At 71.7% G+C, this 23,649-nt stretch carries 24 protein-coding genes; 6 read left to right on the forward strand and 18 right to left on the reverse strand.

Going from position 1 to position 23,649, the window contains the following annotated elements; all coding sequences use genetic code 11:
• Positions 1 to 4: 4 nt before the first annotated feature.
• Genes rpoZ through pyrR form a run of 11 tightly spaced genes read right to left on the reverse strand, consistent with a single transcriptional unit; the run spans position 5 to position 11,268 of the window.
• Positions 5 to 316, reverse strand: coding sequence for a DNA-directed RNA polymerase subunit omega (gene rpoZ, locus AB4Y78_RS06360; RefSeq protein ID WP_441714783.1), 312 nt, complete (start codon positions 314 to 316; stop codon positions 5 to 7).
• Positions 317 to 341: 25 nt separating this feature from the next.
• Positions 342 to 899, reverse strand: coding sequence for a guanylate kinase (gene gmk, locus AB4Y78_RS06365; protein WP_387356168.1), 558 nt, complete (start codon positions 897 to 899; stop codon positions 342 to 344).
• A complete protein-coding gene (gene mihF / locus AB4Y78_RS06370) occupies positions 896 to 1,213 on the reverse strand; it encodes an integration host factor, actinobacterial type (RefSeq protein ID WP_441714781.1) in 318 nt (105 codons plus the stop codon). The genes gmk and mihF overlap by 4 nt, the downstream gene beginning before the upstream one ends.
• 42 nt (positions 1,214 to 1,255) lie before the next feature.
• Positions 1,256 to 2,116, reverse strand: coding sequence for an orotidine-5'-phosphate decarboxylase (gene pyrF, locus AB4Y78_RS06375; protein ID WP_387356170.1), 861 nt, complete (start codon positions 2,114 to 2,116; stop codon positions 1,256 to 1,258).
• Positions 2,113 to 3,069 carry a dihydroorotate dehydrogenase gene (locus AB4Y78_RS06380; RefSeq protein WP_441714777.1) on the reverse strand — a complete coding sequence of 319 codons (957 nt, stop codon included), beginning with the start codon at positions 3,067 to 3,069 and terminating at the stop codon, positions 2,113 to 2,115. The genes pyrF and AB4Y78_RS06380 overlap by 4 nt, the downstream gene beginning before the upstream one ends.
• The gene (locus AB4Y78_RS06385) at positions 3,066 to 3,968 is read right to left on the reverse strand and encodes a dihydroorotate dehydrogenase electron transfer subunit (protein WP_265229560.1); all 903 of its coding nucleotides are present in this window, start codon (positions 3,966 to 3,968) and stop codon (positions 3,066 to 3,068) included. Before AB4Y78_RS06385 ends, AB4Y78_RS06380 begins: the two co-directional genes overlap by 4 nt.
• Entirely contained in the window at positions 3,965 to 7,267 is a 3,303-nt protein-coding gene (gene carB / locus AB4Y78_RS06390; protein ID WP_007928290.1) for a carbamoyl-phosphate synthase large subunit, read from the reverse strand. Before carB ends, AB4Y78_RS06385 begins: the two co-directional genes overlap by 4 nt.
• Positions 7,267 to 8,433, reverse strand: coding sequence for a glutamine-hydrolyzing carbamoyl-phosphate synthase small subunit (gene carA, locus AB4Y78_RS06395; RefSeq protein WP_306512366.1), 1,167 nt, complete (start codon positions 8,431 to 8,433; stop codon positions 7,267 to 7,269). The genes carB and carA overlap by 1 nt, the downstream gene beginning before the upstream one ends.
• Entirely contained in the window at positions 8,430 to 9,725 is a 1,296-nt protein-coding gene (locus tag AB4Y78_RS06400; protein WP_007928288.1) for a dihydroorotase, read from the reverse strand. Before AB4Y78_RS06400 ends, carA begins: the two co-directional genes overlap by 4 nt.
• Entirely contained in the window at positions 9,722 to 10,696 is a 975-nt protein-coding gene (locus AB4Y78_RS06405) for an aspartate carbamoyltransferase catalytic subunit (protein ID WP_007928286.1), read from the reverse strand. The genes AB4Y78_RS06400 and AB4Y78_RS06405 overlap by 4 nt, the downstream gene beginning before the upstream one ends.
• Positions 10,693 to 11,268, reverse strand: a complete 576-nt coding sequence (gene pyrR, locus AB4Y78_RS06410) for a bifunctional pyr operon transcriptional regulator/uracil phosphoribosyltransferase PyrR (RefSeq protein WP_051988019.1) — start codon at positions 11,266 to 11,268, stop codon at positions 10,693 to 10,695. Before pyrR ends, AB4Y78_RS06405 begins: the two co-directional genes overlap by 4 nt.
• 164 nt (positions 11,269 to 11,432) lie before the next feature.
• Between pyrR and AB4Y78_RS06415 the strand changes: the two genes are divergently transcribed.
• From AB4Y78_RS06415 to AB4Y78_RS06425, 3 genes are all read left to right on the forward strand, one after another.
• On the forward strand, positions 11,433 to 12,443 hold the full coding sequence (locus AB4Y78_RS06415) for a methionine ABC transporter ATP-binding protein (protein ID WP_441715070.1): 1,011 nt from the start codon (positions 11,433 to 11,435) through the stop codon (positions 12,441 to 12,443).
• On the forward strand, positions 12,440 to 13,135 hold the full coding sequence (locus tag AB4Y78_RS06420; protein WP_007928282.1) for a methionine ABC transporter permease: 696 nt from the start codon (positions 12,440 to 12,442) through the stop codon (positions 13,133 to 13,135). Before AB4Y78_RS06415 ends, AB4Y78_RS06420 begins: the two co-directional genes overlap by 4 nt.
• A 61-nt stretch (positions 13,136 to 13,196) precedes the next feature.
• Positions 13,197 to 14,045, forward strand: a complete 849-nt coding sequence (locus AB4Y78_RS06425; RefSeq protein WP_007928281.1) for a MetQ/NlpA family ABC transporter substrate-binding protein — start codon at positions 13,197 to 13,199, stop codon at positions 14,043 to 14,045.
• A gap of 76 nt (positions 14,046 to 14,121) precedes the next feature.
• Here the strand turns inward: AB4Y78_RS06425 and AB4Y78_RS06430 are convergent, their stop codons facing one another.
• From AB4Y78_RS06430 to AB4Y78_RS06450, 5 genes are all read right to left on the reverse strand, one after another.
• Positions 14,122 to 14,763 (reverse strand): NUDIX hydrolase, encoded by a 642-nt coding sequence (locus AB4Y78_RS06430; protein WP_441736965.1) that lies wholly within the window; start codon positions 14,761 to 14,763, stop codon positions 14,122 to 14,124.
• 5 nt (positions 14,764 to 14,768) lie between these two features.
• Positions 14,769 to 15,974 carry an AI-2E family transporter gene (locus AB4Y78_RS06435; RefSeq protein ID WP_441715074.1) on the reverse strand — a complete coding sequence of 402 codons (1,206 nt, stop codon included), beginning with the start codon at positions 15,972 to 15,974 and terminating at the stop codon, positions 14,769 to 14,771.
• Positions 15,975 to 15,982: 8 nt separating this feature from the next.
• A complete protein-coding gene (gene nusB, locus AB4Y78_RS06440) occupies positions 15,983 to 16,396 on the reverse strand; it encodes a transcription antitermination factor NusB (protein ID WP_007928278.1) in 414 nt (137 codons plus the stop codon).
• Positions 16,397 to 16,957, reverse strand: a complete 561-nt coding sequence (gene efp, locus AB4Y78_RS06445) for an elongation factor P (protein ID WP_007928277.1) — start codon at positions 16,955 to 16,957, stop codon at positions 16,397 to 16,399.
• A gap of 76 nt (positions 16,958 to 17,033) precedes the next feature.
• Positions 17,034 to 18,284 (reverse strand): alpha/beta fold hydrolase, encoded by a 1,251-nt coding sequence (locus AB4Y78_RS06450; RefSeq protein ID WP_441736968.1) that lies wholly within the window; start codon positions 18,282 to 18,284, stop codon positions 17,034 to 17,036.
• Between the two features lie 47 nt (positions 18,285 to 18,331).
• Between AB4Y78_RS06450 and AB4Y78_RS06455 the strand changes: the two genes are divergently transcribed.
• Positions 18,332 to 19,906 (forward strand): FMN-binding glutamate synthase family protein, encoded by a 1,575-nt coding sequence (locus tag AB4Y78_RS06455; protein WP_441715077.1) that lies wholly within the window; start codon positions 18,332 to 18,334, stop codon positions 19,904 to 19,906.
• Here AB4Y78_RS06455 and AB4Y78_RS06460 read toward each other — a convergent pair.
• Entirely contained in the window at positions 19,887 to 20,678 is a 792-nt protein-coding gene (locus AB4Y78_RS06460) for an ABC transporter permease (RefSeq protein WP_306512384.1), read from the reverse strand. The genes AB4Y78_RS06455 and AB4Y78_RS06460 overlap by 20 nt on opposite strands.
• Positions 20,675 to 21,571 carry an ABC transporter ATP-binding protein gene (locus AB4Y78_RS06465; protein ID WP_259909411.1) on the reverse strand — a complete coding sequence of 299 codons (897 nt, stop codon included), beginning with the start codon at positions 21,569 to 21,571 and terminating at the stop codon, positions 20,675 to 20,677. Before AB4Y78_RS06465 ends, AB4Y78_RS06460 begins: the two co-directional genes overlap by 4 nt.
• A gap of 142 nt (positions 21,572 to 21,713) precedes the next feature.
• Between AB4Y78_RS06465 and AB4Y78_RS06470 the strand changes: the two genes are divergently transcribed.
• On the forward strand, positions 21,714 to 22,919 hold the full coding sequence (locus AB4Y78_RS06470; protein WP_387356189.1) for a sensor histidine kinase: 1,206 nt from the start codon (positions 21,714 to 21,716) through the stop codon (positions 22,917 to 22,919).
• Positions 22,916 to 23,593, forward strand: a complete 678-nt coding sequence (locus tag AB4Y78_RS06475; protein ID WP_259909409.1) for a response regulator — start codon at positions 22,916 to 22,918, stop codon at positions 23,591 to 23,593. Before AB4Y78_RS06470 ends, AB4Y78_RS06475 begins: the two co-directional genes overlap by 4 nt.
• Positions 23,594 to 23,649 lie beyond the last annotated feature (56 nt).

Below are 23,649 nucleotides of genomic sequence, written 5' to 3' on the forward strand. Positions count from 1 at the left end.
TCCGTCAGGCCTCGTCGGCGACGGGCGCGTCGGAGACGGGCGCCGGGGTCTCGCCCTCGGCGCTGACCTCCTTGGTGAGCAGGCCCTCGTTGATCTCGCGCAGCGCGATCGACAGCGGCTTGTCGTGGACCTGCGCGTCGACCAGCGGGCCGATGTACTCGAGCAGACCCTCCTGGAGCTGCGAGTAGTACGCGTTGATCTGACGGGCACGCTTGGCGCCGTAGATGACCAGGGCGTACTTGCTGTCGGCCTTGGTCAGGAGGTCGTCGATCGGCGGGTTGGTGATGCCGATGGGGTTTGCCGTGGTGCCGGACACGTCGAGGTGGTCCTTGTCGTCGGGGTCAGTCGGATCTCATCAATGATACGAGTTCCTCCGCCGCACGACGAATGTCGTCGTTGACGATGATGTGGTCGAACTCGTTCTGCGCCGCCAGCTCGACCTTTGCGGTCTCCAGCCGGACCGCTCGCTCCTCGGCCGTCTCGGTCCCCCGCCCCTCCAGACGACCCACCAGCTCGTCCCAGGACGGCGGGGCCAGGAAGACGAACCTGGCCTCCGGCATCGAGGCCCGCACCTGTCGGGCGCCCTGCAGGTCGATCTCCAGGAGCGGCAGCCGCCCGTCGGCCAGTGCGTCCTGGACCGGCCCCCTCGGGGTGCCGTAGGAGGCCCGGCCGTGGACGACGGCCCACTCGAGCATCTCGCCGCGGGTGACCATGTCGGCGAAGTCGTCGCCCGACATGAAGTGGTAGTGGACGCCGTCGACCTCGCCGGGTCGAGCCGGCCGGGTCGTCGCCGACACCGAGAGCCAGACCTCGGGCTGGTGCTCGCGGATCCAGGCGGCCACGGTGCCCTTGCCCACGGCGGTGGGGCCGGCGAGGACGGTCAGTCGGGGGGAGCTCATACCCGGGTGAACCTCTCGAGGAGTGCGGTGCGCTGACGTGGTCCCAGGCCGCGGACGCGGCGTGAGGACGCGATGCCCAACTCTTCCATGACCCGGGCAGCGGTAGCGGGCCCCACCCCCGGGAGCGACTCGACGAGGGTCACAACGCGCATCCGCGCCACCGCGGGGTCGTCGCCGCCGGCGCGCAGCACCTCTTCGAGGCCGACGCTGCCGTGCTTGAGTCGCTGCTGCAGATCGGCCCGCGAACGGCGCGCGGCCGCGGCGCGGGCGAGGGCCTCGGCACGCTGCCGTGAGGTGAGCGGCGGCACGGGCACGGGGTCCTCCGCAGGTGGTCCGGACGGGTACCGGTCAGCCTCTCACGCCGTGGTGATGGCGGCCACCTGCTCGGCGACCTCACGGGCACCGGCACGCAGCGACGCGACGTCGGGTCCAGCGCGCAGGACGTCGCGGCTGCTGCTCGCGAGCACCTGGGGCAGGGCGCCGGCGAAGACCGTACGGACGTCCTCGGCCGTGGCCCCCTGGGCCCCGAGCCCCGGGGCGAGGACCGGCCCGGCCATCGCGGGCAGGTCGACGCCGAGGTCGCGCACCGCGGACCCCACGGTCGCGCCGACGACCAGGCCGACGCTGCCGAGCTCGCCGCGCGAGCGGGCGTCCGCGTTGTCGGCAGCCGCGTCGTCGGCGATCGCGCCGGCGACGGAGCGTCCGTCGGCGAGCCGGGCGTGCTGGACCTGCGCCCCCTCGGGGTTGGAGGTGAGGGCGAGGACGAAGACGCCACGGCCGGTCTGCGCGGCGAGGTCGAGGGCCGGTCGCAGCGAGCCGTACCCGAGGTAGGGGCTGAGCGTGATCGCGTCGGCCGGGGCCGGGGCGTGCGTGCCGACGAAGGCCTCGCCGTAGGCGTCGACGGTCGTGCCGATGTCGCCGCGCTTGACGTCGAGGACGGTGAGGGTGCCGGCCTCCCGCAGGTCGGCGAGGGCACGCTCGAGGACGGCCACACCGGGCGCCCCGAAGACCTCGAAGAAGGCGGACTGCGGCTTGACCGCGGCCACCGCCCCCCCGAAGGCCTCGACGCAGGTCATCGTGAAGCGCTCGACCCCGGCGAGGTCGTAGGTCAGACCCCAGGACTCGACGAGTGCCCGGTGCGGGTCGATCCCTGCGCAGAGTGGGCCGTGGTGCGCCATCGCTGCCTGCAGGCGGGTGCCGAAGGTCTGCTCGGTCATGGCGTGAACCTCTCGTGAGCGATGCCGACGACGTCGGCCAGGCGGTCGAAGCCGCGCTCGGCGATGAGCTGCTCGAGCTCGCGCCCGACGCGCTCGGGTGCCGTTGGGTCGTTGAAGGCCGCCGTGCCGACCTGGATCGCGCTGGCCCCGGCGGCGACGAGCTCGAGGGCGTCGCGTCCGTGCCGCACTCCCCCGACCCCGACGATCGGCGCGGTCCTGATCCGGCCGACGCGCATGGCACCGGCCACCTGCCACACGGCGCGCACCGCCATGGGTCGCACGGCCGGGCCGGAGAGCCCGCCGGTCGCGGCGATGAGGTGCGGTCGCAGGCGGTCGATGTCGATGGCCACGCCCAGTGTCGTGTTGATCATCGTCAGCCCGTGGGCGCCAGCCTTGAGGACGGTGTCGGCGATCTCGACGATGTCGGTGACGTCGGGGCTGAGCTTGGCGAGCATCGGCAGGCCCCGCGGGACCTCCTCGCGCACGAGGGTCATCACCTTGTGCGAGCTCGCCGGGTCGCAGGCGAAGACCAGTCCACGGTTGGCGACGTTGGGGCAGGAGATGTTGACCTCTATGGCCGCCACCGCGCTGGCGTACCGGCTACGGACGATGGTGCGCGCGACGCTGGCGAACTCGGAGGCGGTGTTGCCGGCGATCGAGACGACGACCCGGGCACCGATCGAGTCGAGCCAGGCGAGGTCCTCCTCGACGAAGGCCTGCACGCCGGGACCCTGCAGACCGATCGAGTTGAGCATCCCCGATGGCGTCTCGGCCATGCGCGGCGTACCGCGGCCCGAGACCGGCTGGGCCTTGACCGACTTGGTGACGAAGGCCCCGAGCTGGGCGACGTCGATGAAACGGTGCATCTCGCGACCGTTGGCGGCGCAGCCGCTCGCGGTCATCATCGGGTTGGGCAGCCGTACCCCGGCGAGGTCGACGGACATGTCGGTCATCGGCGGGCCTCCTGCGGCGCTCCGACGGCGTCGGCCGGTACCCGGCACAGGCCGTCCTCGAAGGCCTCCCAGCGCACCCGGTCACCGCGGAAGACGGGGCCCTCGAGGCAGCTGCGGACCATCTTCGTCGTGCCGTGGGCGTCGGCCACGGGCATGACGCAGGTCATGCAGATGCCGACACCGCAGGCCATGGCCTCCTCGACCGCGACCTGGGCGACGATGCCGTGGTCGGCCGCGATGGCGCTCATCGAGCGCAGCATGCCCATCGGGCCGCAGCCGTAGAGCACGCCGGCACCGGTGCGGGCGATGAGGTCGGGCAGCACGTCGGAGACCCAGCCCCGGGTCCCGGCGGAGCCGTCATCGGTCGTGATGGTCACCCCGTCGGCGACTCGCCGCGCCTCGACGACGCCGTAGAGCCGGTCGGCCGACGCCGCGCCGAGGACGATCTCGACGGAGCAGCCGCGCTCACGCAGCTGCTCGGCGAGCCAGAAGAGCGGCGCGGAGCCGTAACCACCGCCGACGAGGATGCACGGCACCGGCTGCGAAGGGAGCGGGAAGCCGCGCCCGAGCGGGCCGACGACGCTCACCGTCTCGCCCGGCTGCAGCGCGGTGATGGCCCGCGTGCCGGGCCCGTGAGCCGCCACGACGATCTCCGTCGTCGCCCCGTAGGTGCCGGCGGGGCTCACCCGGTGGATCGAGAAGCTGCGGCGCAGGAGCATCGAGCTCGTGCCGTCACCGACGGAGAGGGCGACGAACTGCCCCGGCCGGGCGATCTCGGGCAGGCCCGGGGTGACGAGGGTCAGGTGCCGGTAGGCTCCCGCAGCGGAGTTGCCGAGGACCTCGGCGTCGACCTGGACGACGCCGGCCCCCTCACGGGCGGCGACGGCCCGCGCTGTCACCGGCCGACCCCGTAGAGGTCGAGGTCGCGGGCGTGCTCCTGGAGCGGCTTGACGCGCAGCTCGCCATGGAGGCGCGCCTCGATCGCCTGCACCGCGGCACCGAGCTGCTGCACGGTCGTGACGATGGGCTTGTCCATGGCCGTCGTCGCCGCGCGGATGGCATAGCCATCGGCACGAGCGTGCTGACCGGACGGGGTGTTGAAGACGACGTCGACCTCCCCGGCGAGGATCATGTCGACGACGCTGCGCTCCCCTTCGGCCTTCTCGGAGTGCTTGGTGACGACCTCGCACTCGACGGCATTGCGCCGCAGCACGTCGGCGGTGCCCTGGGTCGCGAGGATCGTGAAGCCGAGGTCGGCGAGGCGCTTGATCGGGAAGATCATCGCCCGCTTGTCCCGGTTGGCGACCGACACGAAGACGTTGCCGCTCGTCGGCAGACCGCTGGAGAGGGAGCCGAGCTGACTCTTGGCGAAGGCGGCGCCGAAGTCGGCGTCGATGCCCATGACCTCACCGGTGGAGCGCATCTCCGGGCCGAGCAGGGAGTCGACGACGTCGCCCTCCGTCGTGCGGAAGCGCTTGAAGGGCAGGACCGCCTCCTTGACCGACATCGGCGCGTGGGCCGGCATCGAGCCGCCGTCGGCCTCCCGCGGCAGCATGCCCTCGTCCTTGAGCTCGGCGATGGTCGCACCGAGCATGACGCGGGCCGCGGCCTTGGCGAGCGGGACGCCCGTGGCCTTGGCGACGAAGGGGACGGTCCGCGAGGCGCGCGGGTTGGCCTCGAGGACGTAGAGGACGTCCTGGGCGAGGGCGAACTGGACGTTCATCAGGCCCCGCACGCCGATGCCCTGCGCGAGGGCGAGGGTCGCCTCGCGCACGCGCTGCAGCTCCGAGGTGCCGAGCGTGGCCGGGGGCAGGGTGCAGCTGGAGTCGCCGGAGTGGATGCCGGCCTCCTCGATGTGCTCCATGATCCCGCCGAGGTACATCTCGGTGCCGTCGTAGAGCGCGTCGACGTCGATCTCGATGGCGTCGTCGAGGAAGCGGTCGACGAGGATCGGGTGCTCCGGGCTCGCGATCGCCGCCCGGGTCACGTACTCCGAGAGCGTCGCGTCGTCGTAGACGATCTCCATGCCGCGGCCGCCGAGGACGTACGACGGGCGGACGAGGACCGGGTAGCCGATCTCGCGGGCGATCTCGACGGCCTCGTCCGCGCTGAAGGCGGTGCCGTGCTTGGGCGCGTTGAGCCCCGCCTCGTGGAGGACCCGACCGAAGTGGCCGCGGTCCTCGGCGAGGTCGATGGCCTCGGGCGAGGTGCCGACGATCGGCACTCCGGCTGCCTTGAGCTGGTCGGCGAGGCCGAGCGGCGTCTGCCCGCCGAGCTGCACGATGACGCCGGCAACCGGGCCCGCCTGGGTCTCGGCGTGGATGACCTCGAGGGCGTCCTCGAGGGTCAGCGGCTCGAAGTAGAGCCGGCTGCTCGTGTCGTAGTCGGTCGAGACCGTCTCGGGGTTGCAGTTGACCATGACGGTGTCGTAGCCGGCGTCGCGCAGGGCGAAGCTCGCGTGCACGCACGAGTAGTCGAACTCGACGCCCTGGCCGATGCGGTTGGGCCCGGAGCCGAGGATGATGACGGCCTCCCGCTCACGCGGCTCGACCTCGGTCTCCTCGTCGTAGGAGCTGTAGTGGTAGGGCGTGCGGGCGGCGAACTCGGCCGCGCAGGTGTCGACCGTCTTGTAGACCGGGCGCACCCCGAGGGCGTGCCGCACCCCGCGCACGACGGCCTCGTCCATGCGCCGCAGCCGGGCGATCTGGGCGTCCGAGAAGCCGTGCCGCTTGGCCAGGCGCAGCACCTGCGGGCCCAGCTCCTCCGCATCGTGGACCTGCTGGGCCACGTCGTTGATCAGCTCCATCTGGTCGAGGTACCAAGGGTCGATCTTCGTCGCCTCGAAGACCTCCTCGACCGACAGCCCCGCGCGCATCGCCTGCTGCACCTGGACGATGCGACCGTCCGTGGGCGTGCGGGCGGCGTCGAGCAGGGCGCGTCCCTCCTCGAGGGTGGGCTGGTCGCCGTCCCAGTGGAAGGCGGCGCCACTGCGCTCGGCGGAACGCAGCGCCTTCTGCAGCGCCTCGGTGAAGTTGCGGCCGATGGCCATCGCCTCGCCGACGGACTTCATCGTCGTCGTGAGGGTCGGGTCGGCGGCCGGGAACTTCTCGAAGGCGAAGCGCGGCACCTTGACGACGACGTAGTCGAGCGTGGGCTCGAAGGCCGCCGGAGTCTCCTCGGTGATGTCGTTGGGGACCTCGTCGAGGGTGTAGCCGATGGCCATCTTGGCGGCGATCTTGGCGATCGGGAAGCCAGTGGCCTTGGAGGCGAGGGCCGACGAGCGCGAGACGCGCGGGTTCATCTCGATGACGATCATCCGACCGTCGTCCGGGTTGATGGCGAACTGGATGTTGCAGCCGCCGGTCTCGACGCCGACCTCGCGGATGACGGCGATGCCGACGTCACGCATCCGCTGGTACTCGCGGTCGGTGAGGGTCAGCGCGGGGGCGACGGTGATCGAGTCACCGGTGTGCACGCCGACGGGGTCGAAGTTTTCGATCGAGCAGACGACGACGACATTGTCTGCGTTGTCGCGCATGACCTCGAGCTCGTACTCCTTCCAGCCGAGGATCGACTCCTCGAGGAGCACCTCGGTCGTCGGGCTGTACTGGAGCCCCGCGCCGGCGATGCGCCGCAGGTCGGTCTCGTCGTAGGCGAAGCCCGAGCCGAGCCCACCCATGGTGAAGGAGGGGCGCACGACCACCGGGTAGCTGAGGTCCTCTGCCGCGGCGAGGCACTCGTCCATCGTGTGGCAGATGACCGACCGGGCGGACTCGGCGCCGCAGCGCTCGACGACGCCCTTGAAGCGCTCGCGGTCCTCGCCGAGCTCGATGGCCTCGACGCTCGCGCCGATGAGGGGGCAGCCGTACCTGTCGAGCACGCCGGCCTCGTGGAGCGAGATCGCGGTGTTGAGTGCGGTCTGGCCACCGAGGGTGGCGAGCACGGCGTCGGGGCGCTCGCGCTCGATGATCTTTTCGACCACCTCGGGGGTGATCGGCTCGATGTACGTCGCGTCGGCGAACTCCGGGTCGGTCATGATCGTCGCCGGGTTGGAGTTGACGAGGATGACGCGCACGCCCTCCTCGCGCAGGACGCGGCAGGCCTGGGTGCCGGAGTAGTCGAACTCGCAGGCCTGACCGATGACGATCGGCCCGGAGCCGATGACGAGAACGCTCTTGATGTCGTCGCGCTTGGGCATCAGGCCCGGGCCTCCTTGGTGCCGGCGGTGGCCAGCAGGTCGGTGAAACGGTCGAAGAGGTAGGCGGCGTCGTGCGGTCCGGCCGCGGCCTCGGGGTGGTACTGGACGGAGAAGCCGAGCAGGCGGGCGTCGTCACCGTCGCCGTCGCGCAGCTCCAGACCCTCGACGACGTCGTCGTTGAGGCAGACGTGGCTGACGGAGGCCGTGCCGAAGGGGGTCTGCGTCGCCTCGTCGAGGGGGGCGTCCACGGCGAAGCCGTGGTTGTGCGCCGTGACCTCGACCTTGCCGGTCGAGCGGTCGAGCACCGGCTGGTTGATGCCGCGGTGGCCGTACTTGAGCTTGTACGTGCCGAAGCCGAGGGCCCGGCCGAAGAGCTGGTTGCCGAAGCAGATGCCGAAGTACGGCAGCCCGGCCCGCAGCGCCTCCTGCAGCAGGGCGACCTGGTCGCCGGCCGTCGCGGGGTCACCGGGGCCGTTGGAGAAGAAGAGCCCGTCGGGCGAGACGGCCTGCACCTGCTCCCACGTGGCAGTGGCCGGCAGGACGTGCACCTCGATGCCGCGCTCGGCGAGGCGGGCCGGGGTCATCGTCTTGATCCCGAGGTCGATCGCGGCGACGGTGAAGCGCTGCTCCCCCTTCGCCGCGACGACGTAGGGCTCGCTCGTGCTCACCGAGGCGGCGAGGGCCGAGCCGGCCATCTCGGGGGCGGAGCGCACCCGCTCGAGTCGGCTGGCCTCGTCACCGATAGCGTCGCCGGAGAAGATGCCGACGCGCATGGCGCCGCGCTCGCGCAGGTGGCGCGTCAGCGCCCGGGTGTCGATGCCGGCGATGCTGACGATGCCCTGGGCGACGAGTTCCTCCTCGAGCGAGCGCTGCGAGCGCCAGTTGCTCGGGCGCAGCGCGGGGTCGCGCAGGACGAAGCCGGCGACGTGGATGCGCGTGGACTCGTCGTCCTCGTCGTTCCACCCGGTGTTGCCGATGTGCGGGGCCGTCATGGCGACGACCTGCCCGCGGTAGCTCGGGTCGGTGAGGGTCTCCTGGTAGCCGGTCATGCCGGTGGAGAAGACGGCCTCGCCGACCGTCTCGCCGGTCGCGCCGTAGGCGGTACCGGTGAAGGTGCGACCGTCCTCGAGGACGAGGACCGCTGGACTGGTGCTGCTGGTGCTCACAGGTTGACCTCTCCGTCGGCGGCCGTGACGCGGCCGCGCAGGATCGTCGTGCGGACACGCCCGGTGAGGGTGTGCCCGGCGAAGGGGGTGTTGCGGGACAGGGAGTGCGAGGTGGCCGGGTCGACGGTGACCCGCTCGCTGGTGTCGACGAGGACGAGGTTGGCCGGGGCGCCCACCTCGATCGCGCGACCGTGGTCGGCGAGCCCGGCGATGCGGGCTGGCGCGTGGGACATCCGCTCGGCGAGCGTCGCCAGGTCGATCCGGCCGCTCGTCACCATGACGTCGTGGACGACGGCGAAGGCGGTCTCGAGCCCGAGCATGCCGAAGGCCGCGTCGGGGAAGGCGTGCTCCTTGTCGTGCCGGGCGTGCGGTGCGTGGTCGGTCGCGACCGCGTCGATCGTGCCGTCGGCCAAGGCCTCGCGCAGCGCCTCGACGTCCTCGGCGGGGCGCAGCGGCGGGTTGACCTTGTAGACCGGGTCGTACCCGCGGAGCAGGTCCGTCGTCAGGACGAGGTGGTGCGGCGTGACCTCTGCGGTGATGCGCGCGCCGCGTCGCTTGGCCCAGCGCACGGCCTCGACGCCCTCGGCGGTCGAGACGTGGGCGACGTGGACGCGCGAGCCGGTGTGCAGCGCCAGCTCCGCGTCGCGGGCAATGATGCTCGACTCGGCGACGGCCGGCCACCCGGTGAGGCCGAGGCGGCCACTCAGCTCGCCCTCGTGGCAGCAGGCGGCCGGCCCGGCCAGGGCGGGGTCCTGCGCGTGCTGGGACACGACGCCGTCGAAGGCCCGCACGTACTCGAGCGCGCGCCGCATGACGCGGGCGTCGTGGACGCAGCGGCCGTCGTCGGAGAAGACGCGGACCCGGGCCCGCGAGCGGTGCATGAGCCCCAGCTCGGCGAGCTCGGCCCCGTCGAGGCCCTTGGTCACGGACCCGATCGGCTGGACGTCGCAGTGCCCGGCGGCGACCCCGAGGTCGAGTACGCGCTCGGCGGCCTCGGCGGTGTCGGTGACCGGGCTGGTGTTGGCCATGGCGAGGACGGCGGTGAAGCCGCCGGCCGCGGCGGCCGCGGACCCGGTCCGCACCGTCTCCGCGTCCTCGCGACCGGGCTCGCGCAGGTGCGTGTGCAGGTCGACGAGCCCCGGCAGGAGGGCCAGCCCGTCGGCGTCGATGCGCTGGGTGCTCTCCCCCGCGGTGGCCTCTGCCCCGACGGCGGCGATGACGCCGTCCCGGACGAGGACGTCGGTGGACTCGCCACCGAGCAGGGATGCGCCGGTGATCAGCAGGTCGCTCATGCCTGCCCCCCTTCGTCGGGCAGGCCGGAGGCCAGCAAGTGGTAGAGGACGCTCATCCGCACGGCGACACCGGCGCTCACCTGGTCGAGGACGAGGCTGCTCGCCGCGTCGGCGGCGTCGGCGGCGATCTCCAGGCCGCGGTTCATCGGCCCGGGGTGGCAGATGACGGCCTCGGGGTTGGCCGCGGTGAGCGCGGCGAGGCGGTCGCGGGTCAGGCCGTAGCCGACGGTGTACTCACGAGCCGTGGGGAAGTAGCCGCCCGCCATGCGCTCGCGCTGCACGCGCAGCATCATCAGCGCGTCGACACCCGAGTCGATGACCTCGTCGAGGTCGTCGCCCAGGGTGAAGCCGTCGGCGCTCGCCCAGGCGCTCGCGCCGCTCGGCATGAGCGTCGGCGGCGCGACGACGGTGACCTCGGCGCCCAGGCGCGGCAGCGAGAGGACGTTGGAGCGGAAGACCCGGCTGTGGGTCACGTCCCCGACGATCGCGACCCGCTTGCCCTCGAGCGAACCGAGGCGGCGCTCGAGGGTGTAGGCGTCGAGCAGGGCCTGCGTCGGGTGCTCGTGCGTGCCGTCACCGGCGTTGACCACGCTCGTGCGCACGCCCGACTCGTCGAACCAGCCGGCGACCTGGTGGGCCGCACCAGAGGCCTGGTGGCGCATGACGATGGCGTCGACCCCCATGGCCGCGATGGTGCGCACGGTGTCTCGGAGGGACTCGCCCTTCGACGTCGACGACCCCTTGCCGGTGATGTTGATCGTGTCGGCGCTCATCCACTTGCCCGCGATCTCGAAGGAGCTGCGGGTGCGGGTGGAGTCCTCGAAGAAGAGGTTGATGACCGTCCGGCCCCGCAGGGTCGGGATCTTCTTGACCTCGCGGCGCTGCACGTCGTGCATCTCGGCGGCCGTGTCGAGCACGGTGCGCAGGGCGGTGTCGTCGAGGTCGGCGACGGAGAGCAGGTGGCGGGTCATCGCTGCTCACCCCCGGAGATCGTGACGGAGTCCGCGACATCGTCGTGGCCGGACAGGCGCACGGTGACCCGCTCGGTCTGCGACGTCGGCAGATTCTTGCCGACGTGGTCGGCGCGGATCGGGAGCTCGCGGTGCCCACGGTCGACGAGGACCGCCAGGCGCACGGAGCGCGGCCGGCCGTAGTCGGAGAGGGCGTCGAGGGCGGCCCGGACGGTGCGGCCCGAGTACAGGACGTCGTCGACGAGCACGACGATCTTGTCGTCGACGCCGGAGGCGGGGAACTGCGTCTGCTGCGGGGCCCGGGTGGGGCGACCACGCAGGTCGTCGCGGTACATCGTCACGTCGAGGGACCCGACGGGGACGGCTCCCCCTTCGATCTCACTGATCTGGGCGGCGAGGCGCTGGGCGAGCTCGACGCCGCGACTGGGGATGCCGAGCAGGACGACGTCCCGGGCCCCCTTGTTGCGCTCGACGATCTCGTGGGCGATGCGGCGCAGGCCGCGCGCGACGTCGGCGGCGCTCATCACCTCGCGGGCGGGGGGGCTGGCCTCTGGGGGCGTGTCCGGACACATGGGTGTCTCAAGACCTCCTTCTCTGCCTCACTGGACAGCGGTTAAAGGATGTCGATCGGGCCAGAGCCTACCGTCTGGGCCGCGCCCTCCCGAACCCGTCTCACCTCGACGCTCACCGGAAGGCGACATCTCGGTTTTGGTTATGTGAAACATAACTTCCTATTATGTTCCTCGTGACCGAGACACCCCTGCTCCAGCTCACGGGCCTGCGCAAGGAGTTCAGCACTCCCCGCGGACCGGTGGTCGCGCTCGACGACATCACCCTGTCGATCGCGCGCGGCTCGATCCACGGCATCGTCGGCCGCTCCGGCGCCGGCAAGTCGACGCTCATCCGGTGCCTCACCGGCCTCGAGCACCCGACCGCCGGCGTCGTCGACCTCGACGGCACCGACATCCCTGCGCTCGTCGGGGACGAGCTGCGCGCCGTGCGGCGTCGCTTCGGCATGGTCTTCCAGCACGCCAATCTGCTCGACTCGCGGTCGGCCGCGGCCAACATCGCCCTGCCGCTCGAGATCGCCGGCTGGTCCGAGGCCGACCGGCAGGCCAGGGTCGCCGAGCTGCTCGAGCTCGTCGGCCTCACCGACCGCGCCAACAACCACCCGGCGCAGCTCTCCGGCGGACAGCAGCAGCGCGTCGGCATCGCTCGCGCCCTGGCGACCCGCCCCGACATCCTCCTGTGCGACGAGCCGACCTCCGCCCTGGACGCCGGCACGACGCGCCAGATCCTCGGCCTCCTGCGCGACCTGCGCGACCGCCTCGGCATCACGGTCGTCATCATCACCCACGAGCCGTCCGTGGTCCGTGAGGTCTGCGACACCGTGAGCCTGCTCGCTGACGGCCGCGTCGTCGAGACCGGCGCCATCGGCGCCGTCGTCACCGATGCCCGTGGGCAGCTGCACCGCGACCTCATCCCCCTGCCCCCGCTCCCCCTCGAGCACGACGGCGGCTACGTCGAGGTCGCCCTCGGCGACGTCCGCTCCGGCACGACGAGCGTCGACGGGGTCCTCGCCCTGCTGCGTGACGGGGGCGTCTCCGCCGAGGTCGCGGCCGCCACCCTCGAGACCATCGGCGGGCGGCGCGTCGGCCGGATCCAGCTCGAGGTCGACCCGGCCCGTACCGACGAGGCCGTGCGCCTCCTCGAGGCCGCCCACCTCTCCCCGGAGGTGGCCGCATGAGCGCCCTCACCAGCCTCGTCGGCGAGGGACGCTACCTCGACAACGAGATCATCCGGCAGGCCGTGCCCACCGCCATCTGGGAGACCCTGGCGATGACCGGCGTCGCGAGCGCGCTCACCGCGCTCATCGGGATCCCGCTCGGGGTGCTGCTCTTCACGAGTTCCCCCGGCGGCACCGCGCCCAACGCGGTGGTCCACCGCGTCGTCGGTGCTGTCGTCAACCTCGGGCGCTCGCTGCCCTTCCTCATCCTGATGATCGCCATCATTCCCTTCACCCGGCTCGTCGTCGGGACATCGATCGGCTGGCAGGCGGCCGTCGTCCCGCTCACCGTCGGCGCGATCCCCTTCTATGCCCGGCTCGTCGAGACCTCGCTGCGCGAGGTCCCCGGCGGCAAGGTCGAGGCCGTGACGATGATGGGCGCCACCCGCTCCGAGATCACCCGCAAGGTGCTGCTGCCCGAGGCCCGCTCCGGACTCGTCGCCGGCCTCACGACCACCGTCATCGCGCTCATCGGCTACACCGCGATGGCCGGTGCCGTCGGCGGCGGCGGCCTCGGTGCCGTCGCCATGAGCTACGGCTACAACCGCTTCGAGTCCGACGTGATGATCGTCTGCGTGGCGCTGCTCGTCGTCATCGTCACCGTCGTCCAGGTCGTCGGCGACCTCGTCGCCCGCCGCCTCGACCGACGCTGACTCCACCCCCTTCGCCCTCCCCTGCAGACCCCGGCCCACCGGCCACCACCGAGAGGAACTCATGTCCACCGCCCGCACCACGGCCCGCGCCGTCGCCCTCATCACCGTCTCCGCCCTGGGCCTCACGGCCTGCGGTCTGACGAAGGGCGACGCGGAGGGCCCCGCCCCCGACGACTCCGGCGTCACCAAGATCACCGTCGGCGCCTCGCCGACCCCGCACGCCAAGATCCTCGAGTACGTCGACAAGGAGCTGGCGCCAGACGCCAAGCTCGACCTCGAGATCAAGACCTTCGACGACTACGTCCAGCCCAACGTCCAGCTCTCCGAGGGCACCCTCGACGCGAACTACTACCAGCACCTCCCCTACTACGAGGAGCAGGTGGAGGACCGCGGCTACGACTTCGCGCACTACGAGGGCATCCACATCGAGCCCTTCGCGCTGTACTCCGACAAGGTCAAGGACCTCAAGGACCTGCCCCAGGGCGGCACCATTGGGATCAACAACGACCCGTCCAACCAGGGCCGGGCGCTGCAGCTGCTCGCCGACAACGACGTCATCACGCTCAAGGAGGGCAAGGACGCCACCAACGCGACGATCTTCGACGTCGACGACAACCCCAAGAAGCTGAAGTTCAAGGAGACCGACGCGGCCCAGCTGGCGCGCTCCCTCCAGGACCTCGACGCCGCCGTCATCAACGGCAACTACGCGATCGAGGCCGACCTGTCGACCAAGGACGCGCTCGCGGTCGAGGACGGCAAGGACAGCCCCTACGCCAACTTCCTCGCCGTGCAGGCGTCCAACAAGGACAACGCCGGGCTGGAGAAGCTCGACGAGCTGCTCCACTCCCCGGAGGTCAAGAAGTACATCGAGGAGACCTGGCCCAACGGCGAGGTGCTCCCCGCCTTCTGAGACATCGCTCTCGACGCGACGGGCCGGTCCACGCACCACGTGTGGGCCGGCCCGTCGTCCAGTTCGTGCCAGTGGGTCACACCGGGTCGGATGCTCGCGGCCGCGCGGACGGGCGGTCGTCGCGGACACCGGTGATGACCGGGCGCCGTCGGACCACCTCGGCGACCGTCCCGAGGTCGAGCAGCTCGCGCAGGATGACCCGCGTGGGCGTCATCAGCCAGAGGTCGCCGGACTCTCCGGCGTCGAGCAGGGAGTGGATCGCGGTCCACTCGGAGCCGACGGCCTCGGTCGTCAGGTGTGTGGGCTGCCGCGCGTGCTCACGCGGCACGGGGAGGACGAAGAAGGAGACGTCGAACCTCTTGGGCGAGCCCTCCGGGGTGACCCAGCGGTCCCACGGCAGCAGCAGCTCCGGGTCGGCGACCAGCCCGGTCTCCTCGGCCAGCTCACGCAGCCCGGTGGCCAGAAGCGTGCGGGCATCGGCCTGCCGGTCCTGCGCGACGGGCAGGTGCCGCCACCGGTGGACGTGGTCGACGAGGATCGCGTCCGACACGGCGAGGGCCGCTCCCTTCGCCACGTCGCCGGGATCGCACCGCCCGCCGGGGAAGACGACGGCGCCGGCGGCGAAGTCCATCGTCGGCTGGCGGTGCTGGACGAAGACCTCAGGACCTGCCGGCCCATCACGCAGCGGGATGACGCTGACGGCCGGTCGGACGGGCACGGCGGTCACGACGTCGCCGGCGCCTCGTCCTCCGCCTCCGTGGCGACCCGATCACCTTCGGCCGACTCACTCTCGACCTCGTCTGCGGAGACCAGGCCCGCCCGGAGGTTGATCTGCTCGCTGACGTAGCGCAGGACGACCGCGGCGACCGCGGCCACCGGCACCGCGAGGAAGGCACCGACGATGCCGAAGAGCGTGCTGCCCACCGCGACGGCGAGCAGGATGACGCCCGCGTGCAGCTGCATCGAGCGGCCCTGGAGGAAGGGCTGGAGGAAGTTGCCCTCGAGCTGCTGCACGGCCACGATGAGGATGAGGACGAAGAGTGCCTTGACCGGACCCAGGGCCACGAGTGCGACGAGCACGGACAGGAAGCCCACGGCGAAGGCACCGACGATCGGGATGAACCCGCCGAAGAAGGTGAGGATCGCCAGCGCGAAGGCGAGCGGCACCCCGAGGAAGGCCAGACCGATGCCGATGATCACGGCGTCCACCGCCGAGACGAGGGCCTGGGTCCGGATGAACCCGCCGAGCGTGTTCCACGAGCGCGTGGCCACCTCGGTGAGGTGGCCGCCGGCGCGCTCCCCGGCGACCCGCCGGACGAAGGGGAGAAACTGCGGCCCGTCCTTGATGAAGAAGAAGACGAGGATGAGCACGAGCACGAGGGTCACCAGGCCCGAGCCGACGGCCGAGGCACCGGCGAGAGCGCCGGTGGCGATCTGCCCGCTCTGCTCCTGCAGCCAGGTCGTCGCCTTGCCGACCGCGTCGTCGATCGTCGCGTTGTCGATGTTGAAGGGCGGCTCGGCCGCCCGCTCCTGCAGCTCGGTCAGGCCCTCGCTGGCCTGCTGCGCGAGGTCACCCGACTGGCTGACGAGCGAGGGGGCGATCGCGCCGAGCACCCCGAAGACGATGGCGAGCGAGCCGACGATCACCAGGGCCGCAGCCAGGGCGTCGGGCACGCCCTTCGAGCGCAGCCAGCGGGTCGGGGGCCACAGGACGGTGGCGACGATGAGCGCGAGGAGGATCGGGAAGACCCCCACCCACAACTTGGCCAGCAGCCACCACAGGACGACGCTCGCACCGGCGACGAGGAGCAGGCGCCAGGACCAGCGGGCGAGGGTCGTCAGCCCCTCGCCGATGACGACCCCGCGGTCGAGCGGTGCGTCCGGGGTCGCGTCGGCCGTCGGCTCTGTCGCCTCGTGCTCGGTGCTCATGTGTCTCCTCACACGAGGGTGGGCTTGACCTCGACGAGGCGCGCGAGCAGTCCGTTGACGAACTTCGGCGACTCGTCCGTGCTGAGCTCGGTCGCGAGGACGACGGCCTCGCTGACCGCGACCTCGTCGGGGACGTCCTCGCTGTAGAGGATCTCCCACGCACCGAGGCGCAGGATCGCCCGATCGACGTCGGGCATGCGGTCCAGGCTCCAGCCCTGGCTGTACGTCGTCAACGCGTCGTTGATGTCGGTCCAGTGGGCCACGACGCCGCGGACCGCGGTGATCGTGTACTCGTTGAGCGGTGCCGGGGTGACCGGTCGCTCGGCCCGCTCGCTCGCAAGGTCACCTGCGTTGAGACCACGAGACTCGGCCTCGAAGAGCAGGTCGACGGCGCGGCGGCGGGCCTTGGTGCGTGCCCCCACTCAGCTCACTCGACCGAGGTAGGAGCCGTCACGGGTGTCGACCTTGACCTTCGTGCCCTGCTCGAGGAAGAGCGGGACGGAGATCTCGGCACCGGTCTCGAGGGTGGCCGGCTTGGTGCCACCGGTCGAGCGGTCCCCCTGCAGGCCGGGCTCGGTGTAGGTGATCTCGAGGACCACCGACGCCGGCAACTCGACGTAGAGGACATTGCCCTCGTTGCGGGCGATGACCGCCTCCTGGTTCTCGAGCATGTACTTCGCGGCGTCGCCGACCACCTCCGGGGTGACCGGGATCTGGTCGTAGGTCTCGGGGTCCATGAAGACGAAGTCGGTGCCGTCGTTGTACAGGTACTGCATCGTGCGCTTGTCGACGTTGGACACCTCGACCTTGGTGCCGGCGTTGAAGGTCTTGTCGACGGTCTTGCCGCTCGTGACGTTCTTCAGCTTGGTCCGCACGAAGGCCGGGCCCTTGCCGGGCTTGACGTGCTGGAACTCCACGACGCTCCAGAGCTGGCCGTCGATGTTGAGGACCATGCCGTTCTTGAGGTCATTCGTCGTTGCCACGGGTGTGCTCGCCTTCGCGTCGTCGTCAGGTGTGTCCGCCACTGCTGCGCCGAGGGCGCGCGGGCCGCCCAGCATCCTAACCGGCGAAGGCACGATCCACCCACGCGCGCACCCGCGCCTCCCCCTCGGTGAGGACCGAGATGTGGTCGGCCCCCGTGACCCGCTCGTACTCGAGGTCGGCCCCCTGCTCCTCGTACTGCTCGGCGAGCCGGTCGCTCAGGAGCACCGGGACGGTCGTGTCCCGGTCGCCGTGGACGAGGAGGACCGGCACCTGCGGCCGCACCTCGGCCGCGTCGTTGGTCCCGACCGTCCGCCGGATCCGGGAGAGGTCGGCGTCCTCCCGGAGGAAGTCGGTGAGCTGCATGCCGCCGAAGGAGTCGTCGCGGAAGAGCTCGGCGATGCACCGCTGCTCCAGCTGGGGCAGCAGCCGCCGCCCCTGCGGGCTCACGACCTGCTCGAGCGGGACGTCGGCGGTGCGTGCTGCGGCCACGACGAGCGGGCCGAGGAAGCCCGCGTCCTGCCCTTCGGCTGCTGCGGCCTCGTCGGCCGACGTCCCTGCCGGTGCCCCGCCGTCGGCCATCTCGACGACGACGCCGAGCTGGCTCGGCGGGGCGATGGCGACGATGCCGACGAGGTCGAGACCGGGCGTGTAGGCATCGGTGAAGCGCGCGGTGAAGATCGCCGCCTGCGCGCCCTGCGAGTGCCCCATCGCGACCCAGCGGGAGGACAGGTCCGGCGTGAGCTCGTGCGCCGCGAGCACGATGTCGCTCATCGCCGCCCCGGCGGACTGTCCCATGAGGTAGGGGTGCGGACCGGGCGTGCCCAGCCCTTCGTAGTCGGTGCGCACCACGGCGAAGCCGTCGTCGACGAGGTCGGCCGTCGCCTGGTCCATCGAGGCCGCGTAGACGCCGGTCTGCTCGTCGACGAGGGACCGGGAGGGCGCGCACCGGTCTGCGGTGCCGGTCGTCCCGTGGCCCCAGCTGATGACCGGCCACCCGCCTGTCGGGGGCTCGCCCTCGGGGACGGAGACCACGCCGGACACGGCGACGGGCTCTCCCTTCGCGCTGGTGGAGCGGTACATGACGAGGTGGGTCGTCCCGCCGATCGTCGGCCCGTCGACCACGCGACGTGACCAGATGAGCGTGCCGTGCCGGCCAGCGGCCAGCTGCTCGGCGGTCGTCTCGTAGAAGGCCTCTCCCGACGGCCCGGTCACCAGCTCGTCGCCGTCGCCCCGGGACCGCCAGAGCAGCGCCGTGGCCACCACTGCCACGACGAGCAGTGCGGCGAGCCCCACGATCCCGCGTCGTCGCCGTCCCTCGATCGCCATGCTGCGCATCCTCGCAGACCGGTGCCGGAGGAGGCAGGATGGCGGACATGAAGTCCACCGCCCTGCTCGCCGCCGTCGCTGCCGGGACCGCTGGTCTCGCCGCCCGGGACCTCCTGCAGAAGCAGCACTCCCTCAAGCGCAACTTCCCCGTCGTGGCCAATGCCCGCTACCTGCTCGAGCGGATCGGGCCGGAGCTGCGCCAGTACATCGTCACGAGCAACGACGAGGAGCGGCCCTTCAGCCGCGACCAGCGGGCCTGGGTGTACGCGTCGTCGAAGATGGAGAACAACTACGTCGGCTTCGGCACGGACAACGACGTCGAGCGGGTCGAGGGCTACCCGATCCTCAAGCACCGCACCTTTTCCGACGTCGCCGCACCGACGAGCACCCACCACGGCGAGGAGACCCCGCTGCCGAGTGCCAAGGTGCTCGGCGGGCCCCGCGGCCGTCGGCACGCCTTCCGCCCGCAGTCGGTCGTCAACATCTCGGGGATGAGCTTCGGCTCGTTGTCCGCCAACGCGATCCACGCGCTCAACGATGGCGCCCGCCTGGCCGGCGCGATGCACTGCACGGGCGAGGGCTCGCTCTCCCCCCACCACCGGCAGGGTGGCGACCTGATCTTCCAGATCGGCACCGCGTACTTCGGCTGCCGTGACGAGGACGGCAACTTCGACCTCGAGATCCTCAAGGAGGTCGTGGCGTCGGCACCCGTGCGCGCGATCGAGATCAAGCTGAGCCAGGGCGCCAAGCCGGGGCTCGGTGGCATGCTCCCGGCGGCGAAGATCTCGGACGAGATCGCCGAGACCCGCGGCATCCCCCAGGGCGTGGACTGCGCCAGCCCGTCACGTCACACCGAGTTCCACGACGTCGACTCGATGCTCGACTTCGTCGAGATGGTGGCCGATGCCACCGGGCTGCCGGTCGGCATCAAGTCGGCCGTCGGCGACATGGACTTCTGGGAGGACCTCGCCGCCGCCATGGCCGACGGCGAGCGCGGGGTGGACTTCATCGTCATCGACGGCGGCGAAGGGGGGACGGGCGCGGCTCCCCTCGTCTTCAGCGATGCCGTCGCGATGCCCTTCCGACTGGCCTTCACCCGCGTCTACGCGGTCTTCGCCCGGGCCGGGCTGACCGACCGCGTGACGTGGGTCGGCTCGGGCAAGCTCGGCCTGCCCGAAAACGCGCTCGTCGCCTTCGCCCTGGGGTGCGACATGGTGCACGTCGCCCGGGAGGCGATGCTCGCGGTGGGCTGCATCCAGGCGCAGAAGTGCCACACCGACCACTGCCCCACGGGCGTGGCGACGCAGAACCCCTGGCTCTCGCGCGGCCTGGACCCGACGCTCAAGGCCTCCCGGGTCGACAACTACATCCGCACCCTGCGCCGTGACCTGCTCAAGGTCTCGGAGGCCTGCGGGGTCTGGCACCCCGGTCTGCTCACGGTGGACGACGTCGAGCTGCTCCTCGGCAACCGCAAGGCCACTCCCCTCGGCGAGATCTACGAGTACGAGCCCGGGTGGGGTGCGCTCTCCGACGAGGACGCGGCCGCGATCATCGAGATCATGTCGCAGACCGCGCCCACGGAGGACGACGAGGACCTCCCCGTCACTTCACCTCACGGGTGAGGATCCGGTAGGTCCCGATCGCCATCGGGAGACCGACCCAGACGGCGGTGGCGGTGGCGAGATGGCCCCAGTTCTCCCCCGTCATCGTCCCCTCGGTCAGGGGCCCGGTGACGAGCTGGAGGTCGAGCCAAGCGGCGACGTCCTGCATCCGCTGGATCATCGCCGTGAGGATCGTCCAGACCGTCGGCAGCGCCAGGCTGGCGACGATCGCCATCGGCGTGCTGAGCAGGGCCGCGCCGAAGGCGACGCCCTGCAGGGTGTAGATCACGGCCGCGAGCACGAGGCCCGCCAGGGAGAGGCCGGTGAGGGTGAACTCCCCGCCGGCGACGAGCGTGGCCAGAGATGCAGCGAGCGCGCCGGCGAGGAGCAGCACGAGGCAGAGGGCGACGGCGGCGGTGACCTTGGCGCCCACGACCCGGCCGCGCCGGGGCACGAGGGTGAAGGTCGCCAGGCCCGTCCGCTGGCTCCACTCCTGGGTCGCCGACATGATGCCCATGATCGGCAGGAGCATGACCATGGGCATGAAGATGAAGCCGAGGAAGGTCGAGAAGGCGTGATCCTCGCCGCCCTGGCCCCAGATGACCAGACCGCCGGCGATGAGGAAGCCGATGGTCGCCATGACGACGAGCATCCACATGCCTGCCCGGGTGTCGACCATCTTGCGCAGCTCGATGCCGACGAGCCGGGTGAAGGGCACCCGGTCACCGGTGACGTCGACGGGCGCTGGGGTCGGGGCCTGCGTGGACTCGGTGGGTGCGGTGGCGGTGCTCATGCGGCAATCCCCTCTCGGGACTCGGATGCGGTCAGGGTGAGGAAGAGATCCTCGAGGCCGCCGGCGGAGCCGGAGGCGAGGTCGGTGAGGACGATCCGGGCGTCGAGCGCGATGCGGCCGACGGCCTCGCTGCTCGCCTGGGCGAGCAGGCCGGCCGGGGTGATGGTGACGTCGATGCCCGCCCGGCTCAGGACGGCCAGCAGGGCCTCGTCGTCGACCGACCGCACGCGGGTGCCCTGCTGCTGCAGCAGCTGCTCGACCGTGCCCTCGGCGACGATGCGGCCGTTGCCGATGATGACGAGCTCGTCGGCGACGATCTGCACCTCGGAGAGCAGGTGGGAGGAGAGCAGGACCGTACCGCCGCGGTCGGCGAAGCCGCGCAGCAGGCCCCGCATCCAGTGGATGCCTTGCGGGTCGAGGCCGTTGGCCGGCTCGTCGAGGACGAGCACCTCGGGGTCTCCGATGAGCGCAGCCGCCAGTCCGAGCCGCTGCCGCATGCCGAGCGAGTAGTCGCGCACCCGCCGGCTGGCCTCCTTGTCTGTGAGGCCGACGGCCGCGAGGCCCCCGTCGACGGCCGATGGGCCCACCCCGATCGTCCGGGCGGCCAGGGTCAGCACCTCGCGCCCCGTCCGACCGGGGTGCTGGGCGGAGGCGTCGAGCCTGACGCCGACGTGTCGACCCGGGTTGGGCAGGTCGACGTATCGACGGCCGAGGACGTGGGCCTCGCCGGAGGTCGGAGGCGTCAGACCGGTCATCATCCGCATCGCCGTCGACTTGCCCGCACCGTTGGGGCCGAGGAAGCCGGTGACGCTGCCCGGGCGGGCCGTGAAGGAGATGTCGTCGACGGCGGTGAAGTCGCCGTAGCGCTTGGTCAGGTGGGTCACGGTGATCATGACTCCCACGATGCTGCGGGGGCGCGAAGGGGGCATCGGCCGCGGGTCTCGACCGTGCCTCCTCCTTTGGTCGGGGGTGGCGGCGACGACGTCAGCCCGAGGACGGATGCCGCCGGGTCACCCGTGCGCCTACCGTGGCCCGGTGACTGGTGGACGACCCCGCGACGAACGCCTCCCCGACCGGCTCACGTGGTGGGACACCACGTGGCGGATGGGGGCGGCGCTGCTGCTCGGCGTCACCTTCTGGATCTTCACGGTGGCCGTGATGTTCCCTGACGCGGACGAGGACCTGCCCGAGGGGCTGCGCACCGCGTGGTTGGTCCTCGTCGACCCGGCCATCGGTCTTGTCGCGACCGCCCTGCTGCCGCTCCGACGTCGGTGGCCGGTGCTCACCACGGCCCTGACGACGATCATGTCGGCGGGCTCCACGGTCGCGGCCGGCGCCCAGACGATCGCGATGGTCTCCCTGGCGACCCGCCAGCGCTGGCGCGAGATCGGCCCGCTCGTCGCCCTGACCGTGCTCGCCGGGGTCGTCAGCACCCGGGTCGTCTACCCGGACCCCGAGGCGCTGCCGCTGTGGGGCGAGGCCCTGGTCAACGCGCTCGTCATCGCCGTGGTCGTCGCCGTCGGCTACTCGATCGGCTCCCGTCGGGCCCTGGTGCGCTCCTGGGTGGACCGCGCCCGCGCCGCCGAGTCGGAGCAGAGCGCACGGGTCGCCCAGGCGCAGACCGCGGAGCGCGCCCGGATCGCCCGCGAGATGCACGACGTGCTCGCGCACCGCATCTCGCTCATCACCATGCACTCGGGCCTGCTCACCTACCGCGAGGACCTGCCCGAGGCGCAGCGGCGCGAGGCCGTCACCGCCATCGACACCAATGCCCGGGCCGCACTCACCGACCTGCGTGAGGTGCTCGGGGTCCTGCGCGACGAGGAGGCGGGCGGCTCCCTTCGTCCGCAGCACACCCTGCTCGACCTGCCGGAGCTGCTCGTCGACGCCCGGTCCGCCGGTGCGCGGGTCGTCCTCGACGACGGCGGCCTCGACCTGGCCGCCGTGCCCGAGACCCTGGGGCGGACCGTCTACCGCGTCGTGCAGGAGGGTCTGACCAATGCCCGCAAGCACGCGCCGGGGGCCGCGGTGACGGTGACGCTCTCCGGGCGGGCCGGCGAGCAGCTCGCCGTCACCGTCGACAACCCGCGGGCCGTGGGGCACCGCTCGTCCGCGCCGACCTCCGGCCTCGGCCTGCTCGGCCTCACCGAGCGTGTCGAGCTCGCCGGGGGACGTCTGACGCACGGCTGGCAGGGCGACGGGACCCACCACCTCGCCGTGTCGCTACCGTGGCCGGCATGAGTGCCCCGATCTCCGTCGTCCTCGTCGACGACGACGCGATGGTCCGCACGGCGTTGTCGATGATCCTCGGGGCGGCCCCGGAGATCACGGTCGTCGGGCAGGCCGAGGACGGTCGACAGGCCCTGTCGGTCATCGCGGAGCACTCCCCCGACGTCGTCCTCATGGACATCCGGATGCCCCGCCTGGACGGTCTGGCCGCGACCGACGCGCTGGTCCGCAGCGGGTCGCCGAGCAAGGTCGTGGTCCTCACGACCTTCGACGCTGACGACGACGTCATGCGTGCCCTGCAGCACGGGGCCGACGGCTTCCTGCTCAAGGACACGCCCCCGGACCGCATCGTCGAGGCGGTGCGTCTCGTGGCCGCCGGCCAGTCGATCCTCTCGCCGAGCGTCACCGCCGGGGTGCTGGCGTCCGTGCGTGACGCCCGTCGGGCCGGCGACGACTCCGCCCGTCAGGCCGCTCGCGACCGACTCGCTGCGCTCACCGATCGGGAGCTCGAGGTCGCGCAGGCAGTGGGGGCGGGGATGTCCAATGCCGAGATCTCGCGCGAGCTCTACCTGAGCGTCGCGACCGTCAAGGCGCACCTCGGTCGGATCCTCGACAAGCTCGGGGCGGACAACCGTGTCCAGGTCGCGATCACCGTCCACGACGCCGAGCTCGACCCCCGCCCCTGATCTCCACCTTCGCATCTCCCTAGGGAAATGCGCACTCCCGACCGCATTTCCCTAGG

Source organism: Janibacter sp. RAF52 (genome assembly GCF_052114035.1).
Taxonomy (GTDB): Bacteria; Actinomycetota; Actinomycetes; order Actinomycetales; family Dermatophilaceae; genus Janibacter; species Janibacter hoylei.